The following is a 17,918-nucleotide window of genomic DNA, read 5'->3' as shown; positions in this document are numbered from 1 at the left end:
CTGTGGGGTCGGGCTTGCCCGCGAAAGCGCCCAACCAGGCAACCGCTAAATCTGCTCCAACAACCATCCGCGAAACGCCCTGAGCGACGGCAGCGCCTCGTTGCGCGGCGGATAGATCAGGTAGTAGCTGCGCTGGCTTGCAAACGCCTCGCCCGGGCTGAACAGCTCGCCCTTGGCCAGTTCTTCGGCCACCAGAATCCTTGGTACCAGGCCGATGCCGATCCCGGCGCGTACCGCCTGGATCAGATGCGATGTCAGCTCGAAGCTCGGCCCCAGGCGCATGGCGCGATGCGCCAGTTCATGATGGGAAAACCATTCGCCCCAGGCATGTGGATTGTTGGCGACATTGAGCAACAGTTCTTCGCTGATCCGCGCTGGCGTCCATGTGTCCTGCGCACCCGCCGCCTGCGGCGGCAGGATCACCACCAGTTCCTCGGCATGCAGCCGGTGGCAGATCAGGCCGGGCAGGTCGTGGCTGGCCACACCGATGGCGGCATCGATCTCGCTGGTGTCGAAGTTGATCGCCTCGATGCGTGAATGGATGTGCACCAGCATCCCGGGATGTGCGCTGTAGAACGCATTCAGGCGCGGCAGCAGCCATTTCGAACCGAAGGTGGGCAATGTCGCCAGGCGCAGGGTACCGACCCCGGACTGGTAGGCGAGGGCCTGCAGCGTGGCACTGCGAATACGCCCAAGGGCTTCGCTCAACTCGCGCTGGTACAGGCGCCCGACATCGGTCAATTGCACCTGGCGCCCTTCGCGGCGGAACAAGGTCAGGCCCAGTTGCTGCTCCAGCGCCTGGACCTGGCGGCTGACTGCGCTCTGGGTCAGCGACAGCTCGACGGCCGCGCGGGTGTAGCTTTCATGCCGGGCAGCGGCCTCGAAGGCCAGCAGCAAGGACATCGATGGGGTCAGGTGGCGGTAATTCATTCATGAAACTCATCGATAGCGGCAGGATTATCCGTTTGCCCTCGGCTGGAAAGTACAGGAACATTGGCCTATCCGTCATCCGGCCCGGAGTTATTCATGCCGGATGAGCAACAGAGCGTCGCCTGCCGGTGATGCCAGACCGTGAACCTGCCCATACAAGAGGCCATCCTTCGATGATCGCCCAGTTGCCCGTCCGTGCGCCTGCCGCCGGCTACCCCGAATTCCTCGAAGCCCTGAGTGCCAGCGGCTTCCGCGGCCAGATCAGCGCCGACTACGGCACCCGTACGGTGCTGGCCACCGACAACTCGATCTATCAGCGCCTGCCCCAGGCGGCCGTCTTTCCGCTCGATGCCGACGACGTGGCGCGCGTCGCCACGCTGATGGCCGAGCCGCGTTTTCGGCAGATCAAGCTGACCCCGCGCGGCGGCGGTACGGGGACCAACGGCCAGTCGCTGACCGACGGCATCGTCGTCGACCTGTCGCGGCACATGAACACCATCCTCGAAATCAACACCCAGGAGCGTTGGGTGCGGGTGCAGGCTGGTGTGGTGAAGGATCAGCTCAACGCTGCGCTCAAACCGCACGGGCTGTTCTTCGCCCCTGAGCTGTCGACCTCCAACCGCGCCACGGTCGGCGGCATGATCAACACCGATGCCAGTGGCCAGGGCAGTTGCACCTACGGCAAGACCCGTGACCACGTGCTCGAGCTGCACAGCGTGCTGCTCGGGGGCGAGCGACTGCACAGCCTGCCGATCGACGACGCTGCGCTGGAGCAGGCCTGCGCCGCACCTGGCCGGGTCGGCGAGGTCTATCGCATGGCGCGTGAGATCCAGCAGACCCAAGGCGAGCTGATCGAGGCCACCTTCCCCAAGCTCAACCGTTGCCTGACCGGTTACGACCTGGCGCATCTGCGCGACGAGCAGGGCCTGTTCAACCTCAATAGCGTGCTGTGCGGCGCCGAAGGCTCGCTGGGCTATGTGGTCGAGGCCAAGCTCAACGTGCTGCCGATCCCGAAATACGCGGTGCTGGTCAACGTGCGCTACACCAGTTTCATGGACGCCCTGCGCGACGCCAATGCGCTGATGGCGCACAAGCCGCTGTCGATCGAGACCGTCGATTCCAAGGTACTGATGCTGGCGATGAAAGATATCGTCTGGCACAGCGTCGCCGAATACTTCCCTGCCGACGCCGAGCGCCCGACCTTGGGTATCAACCTGGTCGAGTTCTGCGGCGACGAGCCGGACGAGGTCAATGCCCGCGTCGAGGCCTTCGTCGAACACCTGCGCAGCGATACCAGTGTCGAGCGGTTGGGCCACACCCTCGCCGAGGGCGCCGAGGCAGTGACGCGCGTCTACACCATGCGCAAGCGTTCGGTGGGGCTGCTCGGCAACGTCGAGGGCGAGGTGCGGCCGCAGCCGTTCGTGGAAGATACCGCGGTACCGCCGGAGCAGTTGGCCGACTACATCGCCGAATTCCGTGCGCTGCTCGATGGCCATGGCCTGGCCTATGGCATGTTCGGTCACGTCGATGCTGGCGTGCTGCACGTGCGTCCTGCGCTGGACATGAAAGACCCGGTCCAGGCCGCGTTGGTCAAGCCGATCTCCGATGCGGTGGCGGCGCTGACCAAGCGCTATGGCGGCTTGCTCTGGGGCGAGCATGGCAAGGGGCTGCGCTCGGAATACGTGCCGGAATACTTCGGTGAACTGTACCCGGCCCTGCAGCGGCTCAAAGGCGCATTCGACCCTTACAACCAGCTCAACCCGGGCAAGATCTGCACGCCACCCGACAGCGCCGAGGGCCTGACGCCGGTCGATGGTGTCACCCTGCGTGGCGACCTGGACCGTAACATCGACGAGCGCGTGTGGCAGAGCTTTGGCAGCGCCGTGCACTGCAACGGCAACGGCGCCTGCTACAACTATGACCCCAACGACGCCATGTGCCCGTCGTGGAAGGCCACCCGCGAGCGTCGCCATTCACCCAAGGGGCGCGCCTCGCTGATCCGTGAATGGCTGCGCCTGCAGGGCGAGGCCAATATCGATGTGCTGGCCTCGGCCCAGCGCAAGGCGTCGTGGATCAAGGGCCTGCCCAAGCGCCTGGGCAACCTGCGGGCCCAGCGTCAGGGACAGGAGGACTTTTCCCACGAGGTGTACGACGCCATGGCCGGCTGCCTGGCGTGCAAGTCGTGCGCGGGGCAGTGCCCGATCAAGGTCAACGTACCGGACTTCCGTTCACGTTTCCTCGAGCTCTACCACGGTCGCTACCAGCGCCCGCTGCGTGACTATCTGATCGGCTCGCTGGAGTTCACCATTCCGTACCTGGCCCATGCGCCGGGCTTGTATAACGCGGTGATGGGGTCGAAGTGGGTCAGCCGCCTGCTGGCCGACAAAGTCGGCATGGTCGACAGCCCATTGATCAGCCGCTTCAACTTCCAGTCCACCCTGACCCGCTGCCGTGTGGGTGTGGCCAGTGTGCCGGCGCTGCGCGAGCTGACCCCGGCCCAGCGCGAGCGCAGCATCGTGCTGGTGCAGGACGCTTTCACACGGTACTTCGAGACGCCGCTGCTGGCTTCGTTCATCGAACTGGCCCACCGGCTGGGCTACAAGGTGTTCCTGGCGCCCTACAGCGCCAACGGCAAGCCGCTGCATGTGCAGGGCTTCCTCGGTGCCTTCGCCAAGGCGGCGATTCGCAATGGCCGGCAGCTCAAGGCCCTGGCTGATTGCGGTGTGCAGTTGGTGGGCCTGGATCCGGCGATGACCCTGGTCTATCGCCAGGAATACCAGAAGGTCGATGGCCTGGAGGGTTGTCCGACTGTACTGTTGCCGCAGGAGTGGCTGATGGATGCGTTGCCCGAGCAGGCTGCAGGGAAGGGCGGCAGCTTCCGCCTGATGGCGCATTGCACGGAGAAGACCAACGTTCCGGCCAGCACCCGGCAGTGGGAGCAGGTGTTTGCGCGGATGGGGCTCAAGCTTGCCACCGAGGCCACCGGTTGCTGCGGGATGTCGGGCACCTACGGGCACGAGGCGCGTAATCAGCAGGCTTCGAAGACTATCTTCGAGCAGTCGTGGGCGACCAAGCTGGACAAGGAAGGCGAGGCGTTGGCGACCGGCTATTCGTGCCGTAGCCAGGTCAAGCGCATGGCCGAGAAACAGCTTCGCCATCCGCTGGAGGTGGTGTTGCAGTACCTGGTGCACTGATCTTACGGCCTCTTCGCGGGGATGCCCGCGAAGAGGCCAGCGCAGCCTTCAGCTGTGCAGCTCTCGCCCCAGCCGTGCCTGGCGGTACAGATACAGGCTCAGCACCAGCCCGCAAACCGCCGCACCTGCGGCGAACAGAAAGATCGACCTGAAGCCGAAGCCTGAGGCCACCGCACCGACCAGCGGCCCGGTGATCCCCAGCGACAGATCGATGAACAGCGAATACGCCCCGACCGCAGCCCCGCGGTTGGCTGCCGAAACCTGGTTCACGGCTTCCACTCCCAGTGCCGGGAAGACCAGCGAGAAGCCGAATCCGCTCAGCGCGGCGCCGACCAGGGCCAGCTCGGCGTTGGGTGCCAGCCATAGCATCAGCAGCCCCAGGGTTTCCACCGACAGGCAGGCGATGGCCACGCGAAAGCCGCCGATGCGGTTGATCAGATTGCCGAACAGCAGGCGTGCACAGATGAAGCTGGCGCCGAACAGGCTCAGGGTCAGTGCAGCGTTCGGCCAGTTGCGGCTGGCGTAGTAGAGGGTGATGAAGGTCGCGATGGTGCCGAAACCGATCGACCCCAGCGCCAGCCCCGAACCATGCGGGAATACCTTGCCCAGCACCTGCAGGAAGGGCAGGCGCTTGCCCGCCACCACCGGCGCTGCCTGCTTGGGCCAGGCCAGTGCAAGGCCCAGAATGCCCAGCAGGATGACGCTCACGCCCATGCTCCACAGCCCCAGGCCCTTGACCATCAGCACCCCTAGCGGCGCGCCGACGGCCAGCGCGCCATAACTGGCGATACCGTTCCAGGAGATGACCTTGGCGGTGTGTTCGGCGCCGACGCGGCCGATGCCCCAGCCGATCGAGCCCGAGCCCACCAGGCTCTCCGCGCTGCCCAGCACCAGGCGCCCGATGAGCAGACAAGTGAGGCTCAGCCAGGGCAAGTGGGTGAGGAAGCTGCAGGCCAGCATGAACACCCCGCTCAGGCCGCAGCCGAACAGGCCCCACATCACCGCCTTCTTGCTGCCGAGGTTGTCGATGATACGGCTGGCGGTCGGGCGGCTGAGCAGGGTTGCCAGGTACTGGACGCTGATCACCAGGCCCGCGAGTACGGCACTGAAACCCAGGTCGTTGTGCACATAGCCGGGCAGCACGGCGAGGGGAATGCCGATGTTCAGGTAGCCGATGAAGGTGAAGAGAACGATGGAGACGACTTGCAGGGTAACCGCAAGAGGACGCGGTGAGTCGGGCATGGGGGCCTTCAAGGTTCTGGACTGTGTGAAAACGTGATGACGGGGATGACCCGCAGGTCAGCCGTTTTCACACGGTCGGTGGGGATGCGCGGTTATTCCTGATCGGCGCTGGATTGATCGTCACTGTCCTGCGAAGCAGGTGCCGGCTCGGCGGCGTGGGCGGTGACGGTTTGCTCTTCGGGGTTCAGGCTTGGGAAGGGAAGATTCGGGATTTCATGCATCTCGTCGTTCCTCGCAAGTGTGAGTGAAAGGGCAGCGCTTGGCGCATTGGAAGCTTTTGAAAAGCTGGGGCAGGATACAGCAGTCTGGATGACAGTTTGAGATTTTTCCCTCTCGCTTGTCGGTTTTGCGGGCGAATAGCGGACGGTGTGCGCCTCGGTTGTGCTGTGAATGCATTCGCGGCGGTCCAGCGCCCCGATAAACTCGCACCTGCAGGCAGGTCACTATTCCTGTAGGCGCGGGCTTGTTGCAGCGTGGAGCCGCCGCGAAGAGAACGACGCGATCCAGCTGGCGTTACTTACGCCCTTCAGCCGTCTCAGCGACCTTGTCGGTGCGTGCACACATGATGAAGTCGTTGCGGTGCAGCCCTTTGATCGAGTGGCTCCACCAGGTCACGGTGACCTTGCCCCACTCGGTGAGCAGGCCGGGGTGATGCCCTTCGGCTTCGGCGATTTCGCCGACGGCGTTGGTGAAGGCCAGGGCGTGCTTGAAGTTCTTGAACAGGAACACGCGCTCCAGTTCCATGTGGCCGTCGCGCACTTCCACGCTCCAGTCCGGGATCTCGCGAATCAGTTCGGCCAGCTCTTGGTCGCTGACCTTCGGCGCGTCAGCACGGCAGGCTTCGCAGTGGGCTTGGTTCAAGGCATTCATGGAGGTTTTCCGCTTTCGAGTTGTTGTCGGCAAGACGGCTCAGGCCGCCTTGGGTGGGAATTTCGGCGCGTGCAGGCCCAACTGCATGGCGTGCTGGACCATGCCCATGATGTCCTCGTGGGCCAGATCGAACAGGCGCTTCATGTTCGGCAGGACGAAGTACACCGGCTGCAGGATATCGATACGGTAGGGCGTACGCATGGCTTCGATCGGATCGAAGGTTTGGTGTTCGGGTTCGCTGGACAGGCTGTAGACCGTCTCCTTGGGCGAGGAGAGGATGCCGCCGCCATAGATCTTGCGGCCCTGGGCGGTTTCCATGAGGCCGAACTCGATGGTCATCCAGTACAGGCGCGCCAGGTACACCCGTTGTTCCTTGGTCGCCGCCAGGCCGAGCTTGCCATAGGTATGGGTGAATTCGGCGAACCAAGGGTTGGTCAGCAGCGGGCAGTGGCCGAAGATCTCGTGGAAGATGTCCGGTTCCTGCAGGTAGTCCAGTTCTTCCGGGGTGCGGATGAAGGTGGCGACCGGGAAGCGCTTGCTGGCCAGCAGTTCGAAGAAGGTCTGGAAGGGGATCAGCGCCGGCACGCGAGCGACCTGCCAGCCTGTGGTGGCGCCCAGCACCCTGTTGACTTCGCCCAGTTGCGGAATGCGGTCATGGGGCAGCTTGAGCTGGTCGATGCCGTCCAGGTACTCCTGGCATGCGCGGCCCTCGATCACTTTCAACTGGCGGGTGATCAGGGTGTTCCACACCGCATGCTCTTGCTGCGGGTAGTCGATAAAACCCTGCGCATCGGGCTCGCGGGCCACGTATTGCGTCTGTTTCATGGAGCTCTCCTGGTGAGGGCTTTCTTGTTATGTGGGACTTGCCCTAGGAATAGCCTTACGCAGGCGGTTTTGCACGGGTCGATCTGCGGGGTGACAAGGAAGGAATGGGGTGTTTCTGTAACGATAATTTTACAAATAGAGGGTTGCCCCGAAAAATCAAGGGTATCAGGCTGGCAGTTAAGGTATTTTTGTCAGCTTATCTTTACGAATTTTCTGCGCGCCGATGAATAAAGTCGGTTGCCTCGGGGCCTTTCATGCGTATCAAAGTCCACTGCCAGAACCGCATCGGCATCCTGCGCGACATCCTCAACCTGTTGGTGGAGTACGGTATCAACGTGTTGCGTGGCGAGGTCGGCGGCGATCACGGCAACGCCATCTATTTGCATTGCCCGAACCTGATCAACCTGCAGTTCCAGGCCTTGCGTCCAAAGTTCGAAGCCATCGCCGGGGTATTCGGGGTCAAGCGCGTAGGCTTGATGCCCAGCGAGCGGCGGCACATGGAGCTCAATGCGTTGCTAGGGGCGCTGGAGTTTCCGGTGCTGTCGGTCGACATGGGAGGCAGCATCGTTGCAGCCAACCGTGCCGCGGCGCAGTTGCTCGGGGTACGGGTCGACGAGGTGCCGGGGTTGCCGCTGGCGCGCTATGTCGAGGATTTCGACCTTCCGGAACTGGTGCGGGCCAACCAGTCGCGGATCAACGGGTTGCGCATCAAGGTCAAGGGTGATGTGTTCCTGGCCGATATCGCGCCCTTGCAGTCCGAACATGACGACAGCGAAGCCCTGGCCGGCGCGGTGCTGACCCTGCATCGCGCCGATCGCATCGGCGAGCGTATCTACAACGTTCGCAAGCAGGAGCTGCGTGGTTTCGACAGCATCTTCCAGAGTTCACGGGTGATGGCCTCGGTCGTGCGCGAGGCGCGGCGCATGGCGCCGCTGGATGCGCCGTTGCTGATCGAGGGCGAAACCGGCACTGGCAAGGAATTGCTGGCCCGTGCCTGTCACCTGGCCAGCCCGCGTGGCCAGGCACCGCTGATGGCGCTCAACTGCGCGGGGTTGCCGGAGTCAATGGCCGAGACCGAGCTGTTCGGCTACGGCCCGGGTGCGTTCGAGGGCGCGCGGGCCGAGGGCAAGCTCGGGCTGCTGGAGTTGACCGCGGGCGGCACGCTGTTTCTGGATGGGGTAGGGGAGATGAGCCCGCGCCTGCAGGTCAAGCTGCTGCGCTTTCTGCAGGACGGCTGCTTTCGCCGGGTCGGCAGCGACGAGGAGGTCTATCTCGATGTGCGGGTGATCTGCGCCACCCAGGTCGACCTGTCGGAGCTGTGCGCGCGGGGCGAGTTCCGCCAGGACCTCTATCACCGGCTCAACGTGCTGTCGTTGCACATTCCGCCACTGCGTGAGTGCATGGATGGGCTGGAGGGGCTGGCGCAGCACTTCCTCGACCAGGCCAGTCGGCAGATCGGTTGTGCATTGCCTCGCCTGGCGCCGGCGGCGATGGACAAGTTGAGTCAATATCACTGGCCGGGCAATGTCCGGCAACTGGAAAACGTATTGTTCCAGGCCGTGTCGTTATGCGAGGGCGGTGTGGTCAAGGGCGAACATATTCGTTTGCCGGATTATGGTGCGCGACAACCCTTGGGTGAATTTTCGCTGGAAGGGGAACTTGCGCAGATCGTCGGTCGCTTTGAAAAAGCGGTATTGGAAAGTTTGATGGCGGAGTTTCCAAGTAGTCGGGCGCTGGGGAAAAGGCTGGGTGTTTCCCATACCACGATTGCCAACAAGTTGCGTGAATACGCCTTGGGCAAGTCGGTGGATTGAAGAGGTTTCAAGTAATGAAGATTTAATCGGCGGTGTTGTTTTCGCGGGCAAGCCCGCTCTTACAGAAGCCCGCTCCCACGGAGATGTCGAGAGCGGACGAAGGGAGCGGGCCGTGGCGTTAGCCGTTGGAGCAACCGTTGCCCATCACGCGGTATTCGAGAATGTGCTTCTGGCCCTTGGAGTCTTCGTAGGTCATGCGCGCCGGCACCACTTCGCAGACATTCGGGACTTCGCTCATGGACAGCACCTTGGCGATGTCCAGGTGTTGCGAGTAACTGTACTGTTCAACCGGAATCTGCTCGGCGTTCGTTGCAGCATCGTCGGCCATTGCCGCGCTGCAAACACTGCCAAGTACCAATACCAGTAAAGCTTTCATTTTCAATTTACCTGTCTAAGGTCGTGAAGGGGCACGCGGCACTTATGGCGCCGCGAGTACATCCAGAATTTTACTGTTGAATTAGAGCGGGATTAACGTGCCTTCGTGGGGGCTGTTACAAGAAGTTAATCGCCTTGCCGTTGCTGGCGAGATGAATTCTAGGAGTGTGCTTCGAATTGAAAAAGATCTGGTTTTGATAAAGTTTTTCGGGCTTTTGACAGAATCGGTAACAATCACGGGTACGAACGTACCGAATTCTTCAGTGATGGCCTGGGGCTCCGCGGGCTAGAGCGCCTTGATGAAATTTCGCCGCGGCGCATGCTGTTCGTTACTACCAACGTCGAATGGTCATGGTCGCTCTGGTACAGTTAAAACCGTCTCATACAAAAACAACTATTACACCGAGGTAACACAGATGAGTGCGGCTCCACTGTATCCCGTTCGTCCCGAGGTTGCGGCAAACACCCTGACCGACGAGGCCACCTACAAGGCCATGTACCAGCAATCGGTGATCAACCCGGACGGTTTCTGGCGCGAGCAGGCCCAGCGCCTGGACTGGATCAAGCCCTTCACCAAGGTCAAGCAGACCTCGTTCGACGACCACCATGTCGATATCAAATGGTTCGCTGACGGCACTCTGAACGTTTCCTACAACTGCCTGGATCGTCACCTCGAAGAGCGCGGCGACCAACTGGCGATCATCTGGGAGGGCGATGACCCTTCCGAACACCGCAACATCACCTATCGCGAGCTGCACGAGCAGGTCTGCAAGTTCGCCAACGCCCTGCGTGGCCAGGACGTGCACCGTGGCGATGTGGTGACCATCTACATGCCGATGATCCCGGAAGCCGTGGTGGCGATGCTGGCCTGTGCCCGCATCGGTGCCATCCACTCCGTGGTATTCGGCGGCTTCTCTCCTGAAGCGCTGGCCGGGCGCATCATCGACTGCAAGTCCAAGGTCGTCATCACCGCCGACGAAGGCCTGCGTGGCGGCCGCCGCACGCCGCTCAAGGCCAACGTCGACCTGGCGCTGACCAACCCTGAAACCAACAGTGTGCAGAAGATCATCGTGTGCAAGCGCACCGGTGGTGACATCGCCTGGCACCAGCATCGCGACATCTGGTACGAAGACCTGATGAAGGTCGCCTCCAGCCATTGCGCCCCCAAAGAGATGGGGGCCGAGGAAGCACTGTTCATCCTCTATACCTCCGGCTCCACCGGCAAGCCCAAAGGCGTGCTGCACACCACGGGCGGCTATCTGGTCTATGCCGCGCTCACCCACGAGCGTGTGTTCGACTACCGTCAGGGCGAGGTCTACTGGTGCACCGCCGACGTGGGCTGGGTCACCGGTCACAGCTATATCGTCTATGGCCCGCTGGCCAATGGCGCGACCACCCTGCTGTTCGAGGGCGTGCCGAACTACCCGGACATCACCCGCGTGTCGAAAATCGTCGACAAGCACAAGGTCAACATTCTCTACACCGCGCCAACCGCCATCCGCGCGATGATGGCCGAAGGTCAGGCGGCGGTCGCCGGTGCCGATGGCTCGAGCTTGCGCCTGCTCGGTTCGGTGGGTGAGCCGATCAACCCCGAGGCCTGGAACTGGTACTACAAGACCGTCGGCAAGGAGCGCTGCCCGATCGTCGACACCTGGTGGCAGACCGAGACCGGCGGCATCCTGATCAGTCCGCTGCCGGGCGCCACCGGCCTCAAGCCGGGCTCGGCAACCCGTCCGTTCTTCGGCGTGGTACCGGCACTGGTGGACAACCTGGGTAACCTGATCGAAGGCGCGGCCGAGGGCAACCTGGTGATCCTCGACTCCTGGCCGGGCCAGTCGCGCTCGCTGTATGGCGATCACGACCGCTTCGTCGACACCTACTTCAAGACCTTCCGTGGCATGTACTTCACCGGTGACGGTGCGCGCCGCGACGAAGATGGCTACTACTGGATCACTGGTCGGGTGGACGATGTGCTCAACGTTTCGGGGCACCGCATGGGGACGGCCGAGATCGAAAGCGCGATGGTCGCCCACTCCAAGGTCGCCGAGGCCGCGGTGGTAGGTGTGCCGCACGACATCAAGGGGCAGGGCATCTATGTCTACGTCACCCTCAATGCCGGCGAGGAATCCAGTGAGCAATTGCGCCAGGAGCTGAAGAACTGGGTGCGCAAGGAGATCGGCCCGATCGCCTCGCCGGATGTCATCCAGTGGGCGCCAGGCTTGCCCAAGACTCGCTCGGGCAAGATCATGCGGCGTATCCTGCGCAAGATCGCCACGGGTGAGTACGATGCGCTGGGCGATATCTCCACGCTCGCCGACCCGGGTGTGGTGCAGCACCTGATCGACACGCACAAGGCCATGAACCTGGCGACCGCGTGATGATGCTTTGGGGGTAGGCTGCCTTGCCCCGCGCCTTGCAACCAGACCCCGCCGGTAATCGGCGGGGTTTTTGCATTCTGTTACCCGACATTCATCGGTAACCCGCTGCTGTCACCGTGATTGCACTCAAACGGGGCCAAGGGAAACATTTCTGTGCCTTCAGGGTGCGATCCTGTAGCCGTTTTTTGCAGCCTTGCACCCTGCACTTGCCGGATTACAAGGCTTTGCCAATAATAGGCCCGCTTATTGCTTCGTCTAAAGGTTGTTTTCCTTTTGCGCTTGCATGTTTCGCAAGAGCTGTCAATATCGCCGCCCGCAGCTTCAGGCGCTTCTGTACGTAGTTGTCGCTTTGAAGAAATATCGACTACCGGGCTGTCGTTAAAATGCCACTCACTCGCTCGTGGTCTGCGACCTTGGTCGAACCCTGCGCGGCTCGCGTTGTACTCATTCGCATATCCGGCAATCGTGTCCCTGCCTGGTATTGCCCCGTACCGATGGAGTTACCTGATGAAGAAGCTTGCACTGCTTGGCGCCCTGGCGCTGTCTGTGTTTTCCCTGGTCTCGCAGGCCGACGAGAAGCCGTTGAAGATCGGTATCGAAGCCGCTTACCCACCCTTCGCCTTCAAGCAGCCTGATGGCAGCATCGCCGGTTTCGACTACGACATCGGCAACGCCCTGTGCGAAGAGATGAAAGCCAAGTGCACCTGGGTCGAGCAGGAGTTCGATGGCCTGATCCCGGCGCTGAAAGTGCGCAAGATCGACGCCATCCTGTCGTCGATGTCGATCACCGATGATCGCAAGAAGTCCGTCGACTTCACCAAGCGCTACTACCTGACTCCAGCCCGTCTGGTGATGAAGGAAGGCTCCACCGTCAGCGACAGCCTCGACGAGCTCAAGGGCAAGAAGATCGGTGTACAGCGCGGCTCTATCCACGACCGCTTCGCCAAGGAAGTGCTGGCACCTAAGGGCGCCACCGTCGTGCCTTACGGTACCCAGAACGAAATCTACCTGGATGTCGCCGCCGGTCGCCTCGATGGCACCGTGGCCGATGCCACTCTGCTCGAAGACGGCTTCCTGAAAACCGACGCCGGCAAGGGCTTCGCCTTCGTCGGCCCGTCGTTCACCGACGTGAAGTACTTCGGTGACGGCGTCGGCATTGCCGTGCGCAAGGGCGACAAGGCCAACGCCGATCGCATCAACGCTGCCATCGACGCCATCCGCGCCAACGGCAAGTACAAAGAGATCGAGAAGAAGTACTTCAACTTCGACATCTACGGCCCAGAGTCGAACTAAATCGTCGAGTTTCACCTGTGCAATGGTGCAAACAGCAGAATCTCTGAGGTTTGCACCATTTTTCATTCCCAAGTCCTGAGGAATCCCAATCATGTTGAAAGGCTACGGGGCAGTCATCCTCGAGGGGGCGTGGCTGACGTTGCAGCTCGCCCTGTCGTCGATGGCCCTGGCCATCGTTCTGGGCCTGATCGGCGTGGCCTTGCGGCTGTCGCCGGTGCGCTGGCTGGCCTGGCTGGGCGACCTGTACTCCACGGTGATCCGTGGCATTCCGGACCTGGTGCTCATCCTGCTGATCTTCTACGGCGGCCAGGACATCATCAACCGGGTCGCGCCACTGGTCGGCTACGATGACTACATCGACCTGAACCCGATGATCGCCGGTATCGGCACGCTGGGCTTCATCTTTGGTGCCTACCTGTCGGAAACCTTCCGCGGCGCCTTCCTCGGCATTCCCAAGGGGCAGGCCGAAGCGGGCGCGGCCTATGGCATGAGCAGCCGCCAGGTATTCTTCCGCATCATGGTGCCGCAGATGATCCGCCTGGCCATTCCCGGCTTCACCAACAACTGGCTGGTGCTGACCAAGGCCACTGCGCTGATTTCCGTGGTCGGTCTGCAGGACATGATGTTCAAGGCCAAGCAGGCGGCGGATGCCACCCGCGAACCCTTCACCTTCTTCCTGGCGGTGGCGGCGCTGTACCTGGTGCTGACCAGCGTTTCGCTGCTGGCGTTGAAGTATCTCGAGAAGCGCTACTCGGTGGGCGTAAAGGCGGCTGAACTATGATCTTCGACTACAACGTCATCTGGGAGGCCATGCCGCTGTACATCGGCGGTTTGCTGACCACCCTCAAGCTGCTGGCGCTGTCGCTGTTCTTCGGCCTGCTGGCGGCCATTCCGCTGGGGTTGATGCGGGTGTCGAAGCAGCCGCTGGTAAACCTGATCGCGTGGCTCTACACCTATGTGATCCGTGGCACGCCGATGCTGGTGCAACTGTTCCTGATCTACTACGGCCTGGCCCAGTTCGAGGCGGTGCGCGAGAGCATCTTCTGGCCGTGGCTGTCGAGTGCGACCTTCTGCGCCTGCCTGGCGTTCGCCATCAACACCAGCGCCTACACCGCCGAAATCATCGCCGGCAGCCTCAAGGCCACGCCTCATGGCGAGATCGAGGCAGCCAAGGCCATGGGCATGTCGCGCTTCAAGATGTACCGCCGCATCCTGCTGCCTTCGGCCATGCGCCGGGCGCTGCCGCAGTACAGCAACGAAGTGATCATGATGCTGCAGACCACCAGCCTGGCGTCGATCGTGACCCTGATCGACATCACCGGTGCTGCGCGCACGGTCAATGCCCAGTACTACCTGCCTTTCGAGGCCTACATCACGGCGGGCGTGTTCTACCTGTGCCTGACCTTCATCCTCGTGCGCCTGTTCAAGATGGCCGAACGTCGCTGGCTCAGCTACCTGGCGCCGCGCAAGCACTGACCGCTCTGTGAGAATCGACAGCATGTACAAACTCCAAGTCCAAGACCTGCACAAGCGCTACGGCAGCCACGAGGTGCTCAAGGGCGTCTCGCTCGAAGCCAAGGCAGGCGATGTGATCAGCATCATCGGCTCGAGCGGTTCGGGCAAATCCACCTTCTTGCGCTGCATCAACCTGCTTGAGCAGCCGCATGCCGGCAAGATCCTCCTCAACAACGAGGAGCTCAAGCTGGTCGCCGGCAAGGACGGCGCGCTCAAGGCTGCCGACCCCAAGCAGCTGCAGCGCATGCGTTCGCGCCTGTCGATGGTGTTCCAGCATTTCAACCTGTGGGCGCACATGACTGCACTCGAGAACATCATCGAGGCGCCGGTGCATGTGCTGGGCATGAACAAGAAGGAGGCGCTGGAAAAGGCCGAGCACTACCTGGCCAAGGTGGGTGTGGCGCATCGCAAGGATGCTTTCCCCGGGCACATGTCCGGCGGTGAGCAGCAGCGTGTGGCGATCGCTCGCGCCCTGGCCATGGAGCCTGAGGTGATGCTGTTCGACGAGCCGACTTCGGCGCTCGATCCTGAGCTGGTGGGCGATGTGCTGAAGGTCATGCAGTCGTTGGCCCAGGAAGGCCGCACCATGGTGGTGGTCACGCATGAAATGGGCTTTGCCCGCGAGGTGTCCAACCAGCTGGTGTTCCTGCACAAGGGGTTGGTCGAGGAGCGGGGTAATCCGCGTGAGGTGCTGGTCAATCCGCAATCCGAGCGTCTCAAGCAGTTTCTCTCTGGCAGCCTGAAGTAAAAGCTGCACTCCTGCACCAGAATAGGGCATGCTGCGCAGCGAGCGCGGCATGACCCGTGCCTCACTCGACTTCAGGTTTCGGACCTAGCCTATGACCACCCAGCGAATCGGATTTCTTATCTGGCCCGGCACCAAGCCGCTGACCCTGGCCCTGGCCGAGGAAGTGCTGCAGGTGGCGCAGCGGGTGCATCCTGATGTGGTCTACGAGCTGGCCTACCTGCAGGCCGAGCCTGCCGAAGCGGGCGCCTGGCGCCTGCCGGGCGAGCCCTGGAACGGTCGGCTGGAGGGTTTCCAGAAGCTTCTGGTGCTCGCTGACGAGCCGCCGCTGGCGGTGGGTTCGGCGCTGTCGGCGGCGCTCAAGCACCTGGCCCGCAGTGGCTGCATGATTGGTGGGTTGTCGGCGGGCGTGTACCCGTTGGCCTTGCTGGGTCTGCTCGACGGTTACCGGGCGGCGGTGCACTGGCGCTGGCAGGACGACTTTGCAGAGCGTTTCCCCAAGGTGATCGCCACCAGTCATCTGTTCGACTGGGATCGCGACCGCCTGACTGCCTGTGGTGGCATGGCGGTGACCGACCTGCTGCTGGCGGTGCTGGCCCGTGATCACGGGGCAGAGTTGGCCGGCGCGGTGTCCGAGGAACTGGTGGTCGAGCGCATTCGTGAAGGCGGGGAGCGTCAGCGTATCCCGTTGCAGAATCGTCTGGGCTCCAGTCACCCCAAGCTGACCCAGGCCGTGCTGTTGATGGAGGCCAACATCGAAGAGCCTCTGACCACCGACGAGATCGCCCAGCATGTCTGTGTCTCGCGCCGGCAGTTGGAGCGGATCTTCAAGCAGTACCTCAATCGCGTGCCCAGCCAGTACTATCTGGAGCTGCGCCTGAACAAGGCGCGGCAGATGCTGATGCAGACCAGCAAGTCGATCATCCAGATCGGCTTGTCGTGCGGGTTCTCATCCGGGCCGCATTTCTCCAGCGCCTACCGCAATTTCTTCGGCGCCACGCCGCGGGAAGACCGCAATCAGCGGCGCAGCAGCAGCCCGTTCGAGTTGAGTTCGGCGTCGGCCGAGCGCGGTTGAGGTCGGGGCGAGTCCGCTTCCATAGCTGCCCCACTGATTCTGAGTTCGCCGGGGTAGCTGTGGGAGCGGGCTTGCCCCGCGATAGGGCCGCCGCGGGCGTCTCCCTCTCCTGTGAACACCCGTTCTCCCAATTTGCCCAACCCTCTCCCCGCCACCCCGTCAGCCCGTTACACTGCGCGATTGCGACAGTGTTTGTCGCATTGCCGAAAACCCAGGTAAAACAGGGGTTGGCGCTGTAACAAGTTGTCGCCTGGCAGCAAGGACAGGCGCCGATCAGTCCTTACAATCCCCCCATCGCTCGCCACTTTCAGGCCAGCGTTCCTCTTCAGGAGACTCAGATGTCCGTTGAGCAAGCCCCGGTGCAGCGTGCCGATTTCGACCAGGTCATGGTTCCCAACTACTCCCCGGCGGCCTTCATTCCTGTTCGAGGCGAGGGCTCCCGCGTCTGGGACCAGTCGGGCCGCGAACTCATCGACTTCGCCGGCGGCATTGCGGTGAACGCCCTGGGTCATTGCCACCCGGCACTGGTCAAAGCGCTGACCGAACAGGCCAACACCCTGTGGCACGTGTCCAACGTCTTCACCAACGAGCCGGCCCTGCGCCTGGCGCACAAGCTGGTGGATGCCACCTTTGCCGACCGTGCTTTCTTCTGCAACTCCGGCGCCGAAGCCAACGAGGCCGCCTTCAAGCTGGCCCGTCGTGTCGGGCATGACCGCTTCGGCCCGGAAAAGCACGAGATCATCGCCACCGTGAACAGCTTCCACGGTCGCACCCTGTTCACCGTCAGCGTCGGTGGCCAGCCCAAGTACTCCGACGGTTTCGGACCCAAGATCACCGGCATCAGCCATGTCCCGTACAACGACCTGGAAGCGCTGAAGGCACAGATCTCCGACAAGACCTGCGCCGTAGTGATCGAGCCGATCCAGGGCGAGAGCGGGGTGGTGCCGGCCGACAAGACCTACCTGGAAGGTGCGCGCAAACTGTGTGACGAGCACAACGCCCTGCTGATCTTCGATGAAGTACAGACGGGCGTCGGCCGTACCGGATCGCTGTACGCCTACCAGCACTACGGCGTGACCCCGGATATCCTGACCAGCGCCAAGAGCCTGGGCGGTGGCTTCCCGATCGGTGCCATGCTGACCACCACCGAGCTGGCCAAGCACCTGGCCGTTGGCACCCACGGCACCACCTATGGCGGCAACCCGCTGGGTTGCGCCGTCGCCTGTGCGGTGCTGGACGTGGTCAACACCCCCGAGACGCTGGCCGGCATCAAGACCAAGCACGCGCGTTTCAAGACCCGTCTGGAGAAGATCGGCCAGGACACTGGCCTGTTCACCCAGGTGCGTGGCGTCGGCCTGCTGATCGGCTGTGTGCTGAGCGAGGCCTGGAAAGGCAAGGCCAAGGACATCCTCAATGCCGCCGAGAAAGAAGGCGTGATGGTGCTGCAGGCCGGTCCTGACGTCGTGCGCTTCGCGCCGAGCCTGGTGGTCGAGGACGCTGACATCGACGAGGGCCTGGACCGCTTCGAGCGCGCTGTGGCCAAGCTGACCCAGGGCTGATCGCCCTGCGGTCCCATCGCCGGGGCGGATCATACTGCGCCGGCGATACCTGAATTCCAGTGCGGGTGCCTGCTTGTGCAAGCAAGGGTGTGCCCGCCGTTCT

General features: G+C 62.6%; 15 protein-coding genes. 9 read left to right on the top strand and 6 right to left on the bottom strand.

From position 1 onward, the window contains the following. Window positions 1–45: 45 nt before the first annotated feature. A complete protein-coding gene (locus F6X62_RS21305) occupies window positions 46–930 on the bottom strand; it encodes a LysR substrate-binding domain-containing protein (protein ID WP_153774615.1) in 885 nt (294 codons plus the stop codon). Window positions 931–1,103: 173 nt separating this feature from the next. Here F6X62_RS21305 and F6X62_RS21300 point away from each other — a divergent pair, with 173 nt between their 5' ends. Continuing rightward, on the top strand, window positions 1,104–4,124 hold the full coding sequence (locus tag F6X62_RS21300; RefSeq protein ID WP_153774614.1) for an FAD-binding and (Fe-S)-binding domain-containing protein: 3,021 nt from the start codon (window positions 1,104–1,106) through the stop codon (window positions 4,122–4,124). Window positions 4,125–4,172: 48 nt separating this feature from the next. Here the strand turns inward: F6X62_RS21300 and F6X62_RS21295 are convergent, their stop codons facing one another. The 4 genes from F6X62_RS21295 to phhA all read right to left on the bottom strand — a co-directional run bounded on the left by F6X62_RS21295 (window position 4,173) and on the right by phhA (window position 7,061). After that, window positions 4,173–5,366, bottom strand: a complete 1,194-nt coding sequence (locus tag F6X62_RS21295) for an MFS transporter (RefSeq protein ID WP_153774613.1) — start codon at window positions 5,364–5,366, stop codon at window positions 4,173–4,175. A gap of 92 nt (window positions 5,367–5,458) precedes the next feature. Further along, window positions 5,459–5,587: a hypothetical protein gene (locus tag F6X62_RS25470; RefSeq protein WP_256216352.1), complete on the bottom strand. Its 129-nt coding sequence runs from the start codon at window positions 5,585–5,587 to the stop codon at window positions 5,459–5,461. Between the two features lie 292 nt (window positions 5,588–5,879). Next, window positions 5,880–6,236, bottom strand: a complete 357-nt coding sequence (locus tag F6X62_RS21290; protein ID WP_054891940.1) for a 4a-hydroxytetrahydrobiopterin dehydratase — start codon at window positions 6,234–6,236, stop codon at window positions 5,880–5,882. Window positions 6,237–6,275: 39 nt separating this feature from the next. Further along, window positions 6,276–7,061 carry a phenylalanine 4-monooxygenase gene (gene phhA, locus F6X62_RS21285; RefSeq protein WP_153774612.1) on the bottom strand — a complete coding sequence of 262 codons (786 nt, stop codon included), beginning with the start codon at window positions 7,059–7,061 and terminating at the stop codon, window positions 6,276–6,278. 254 nt (window positions 7,062–7,315) lie between these two features. Between phhA and F6X62_RS21280 the strand changes: the two genes are divergently transcribed. Beyond that, window positions 7,316–8,875: a sigma-54-dependent transcriptional regulator gene (locus tag F6X62_RS21280; RefSeq protein WP_151925555.1), complete on the top strand. Its 1,560-nt coding sequence runs from the start codon at window positions 7,316–7,318 to the stop codon at window positions 8,873–8,875. 118 nt (window positions 8,876–8,993) lie between these two features. On the opposite strand, the gene F6X62_RS21275 is transcribed toward F6X62_RS21280, so the two are convergent. Further along, window positions 8,994–9,251, bottom strand: coding sequence for a DUF2790 domain-containing protein (locus F6X62_RS21275; protein ID WP_153774611.1), 258 nt, complete (start codon window positions 9,249–9,251; stop codon window positions 8,994–8,996). Window positions 9,252–9,666: 415 nt separating this feature from the next. Here F6X62_RS21275 and acs point away from each other — a divergent pair, with 415 nt between their 5' ends. The 7 genes from acs to F6X62_RS21240 all read left to right on the top strand — a co-directional run bounded on the left by acs (window position 9,667) and on the right by F6X62_RS21240 (window position 17,815). Continuing rightward, window positions 9,667–11,628, top strand: a complete 1,962-nt coding sequence (acs, locus tag F6X62_RS21270; protein WP_054891936.1) for an acetate--CoA ligase — start codon at window positions 9,667–9,669, stop codon at window positions 11,626–11,628. Between the two features lie 507 nt (window positions 11,629–12,135). Then, window positions 12,136–12,921, top strand: coding sequence for an ABC transporter substrate-binding protein (locus F6X62_RS21265; RefSeq protein WP_054891935.1), 786 nt, complete (start codon window positions 12,136–12,138; stop codon window positions 12,919–12,921). 91 nt (window positions 12,922–13,012) lie between these two features. After that, complete coding sequence (locus tag F6X62_RS21260) at window positions 13,013–13,702, top strand: ABC transporter permease (protein ID WP_054891934.1); 690 nt, start codon at window positions 13,013–13,015, stop codon at window positions 13,700–13,702. Then, a complete protein-coding gene (locus tag F6X62_RS21255; RefSeq protein WP_054891933.1) occupies window positions 13,699–14,397 on the top strand; it encodes an ABC transporter permease in 699 nt (232 codons plus the stop codon). The genes F6X62_RS21260 and F6X62_RS21255 overlap by 4 nt, the downstream gene beginning before the upstream one ends. 22 nt (window positions 14,398–14,419) lie before the next feature. Further along, window positions 14,420–15,184, top strand: coding sequence for an ABC transporter ATP-binding protein (locus F6X62_RS21250; protein ID WP_054891932.1), 765 nt, complete (start codon window positions 14,420–14,422; stop codon window positions 15,182–15,184). 91 nt (window positions 15,185–15,275) lie between these two features. After that, window positions 15,276–16,256 carry a transcriptional regulator ArgR gene (gene argR, locus F6X62_RS21245; RefSeq protein ID WP_153774610.1) on the top strand — a complete coding sequence of 327 codons (981 nt, stop codon included), beginning with the start codon at window positions 15,276–15,278 and terminating at the stop codon, window positions 16,254–16,256. Window positions 16,257–16,594: 338 nt separating this feature from the next. Continuing rightward, window positions 16,595–17,815, top strand: a complete 1,221-nt coding sequence (locus tag F6X62_RS21240; RefSeq protein WP_153774609.1) for an acetylornithine transaminase — start codon at window positions 16,595–16,597, stop codon at window positions 17,813–17,815. Window positions 17,816–17,918 lie beyond the last annotated feature (103 nt).

Source organism: Pseudomonas sp. MNR3A, assembly GCF_009650575.1.
In the GTDB taxonomy this organism is placed as follows: Bacteria; Pseudomonadota; Gammaproteobacteria; order Pseudomonadales; family Pseudomonadaceae; genus Aquipseudomonas; species Aquipseudomonas machongensis.
Note: the sequence above shows the minus strand (reverse complement) of the source record. Positions and strands in the feature narration are given on the sequence as shown.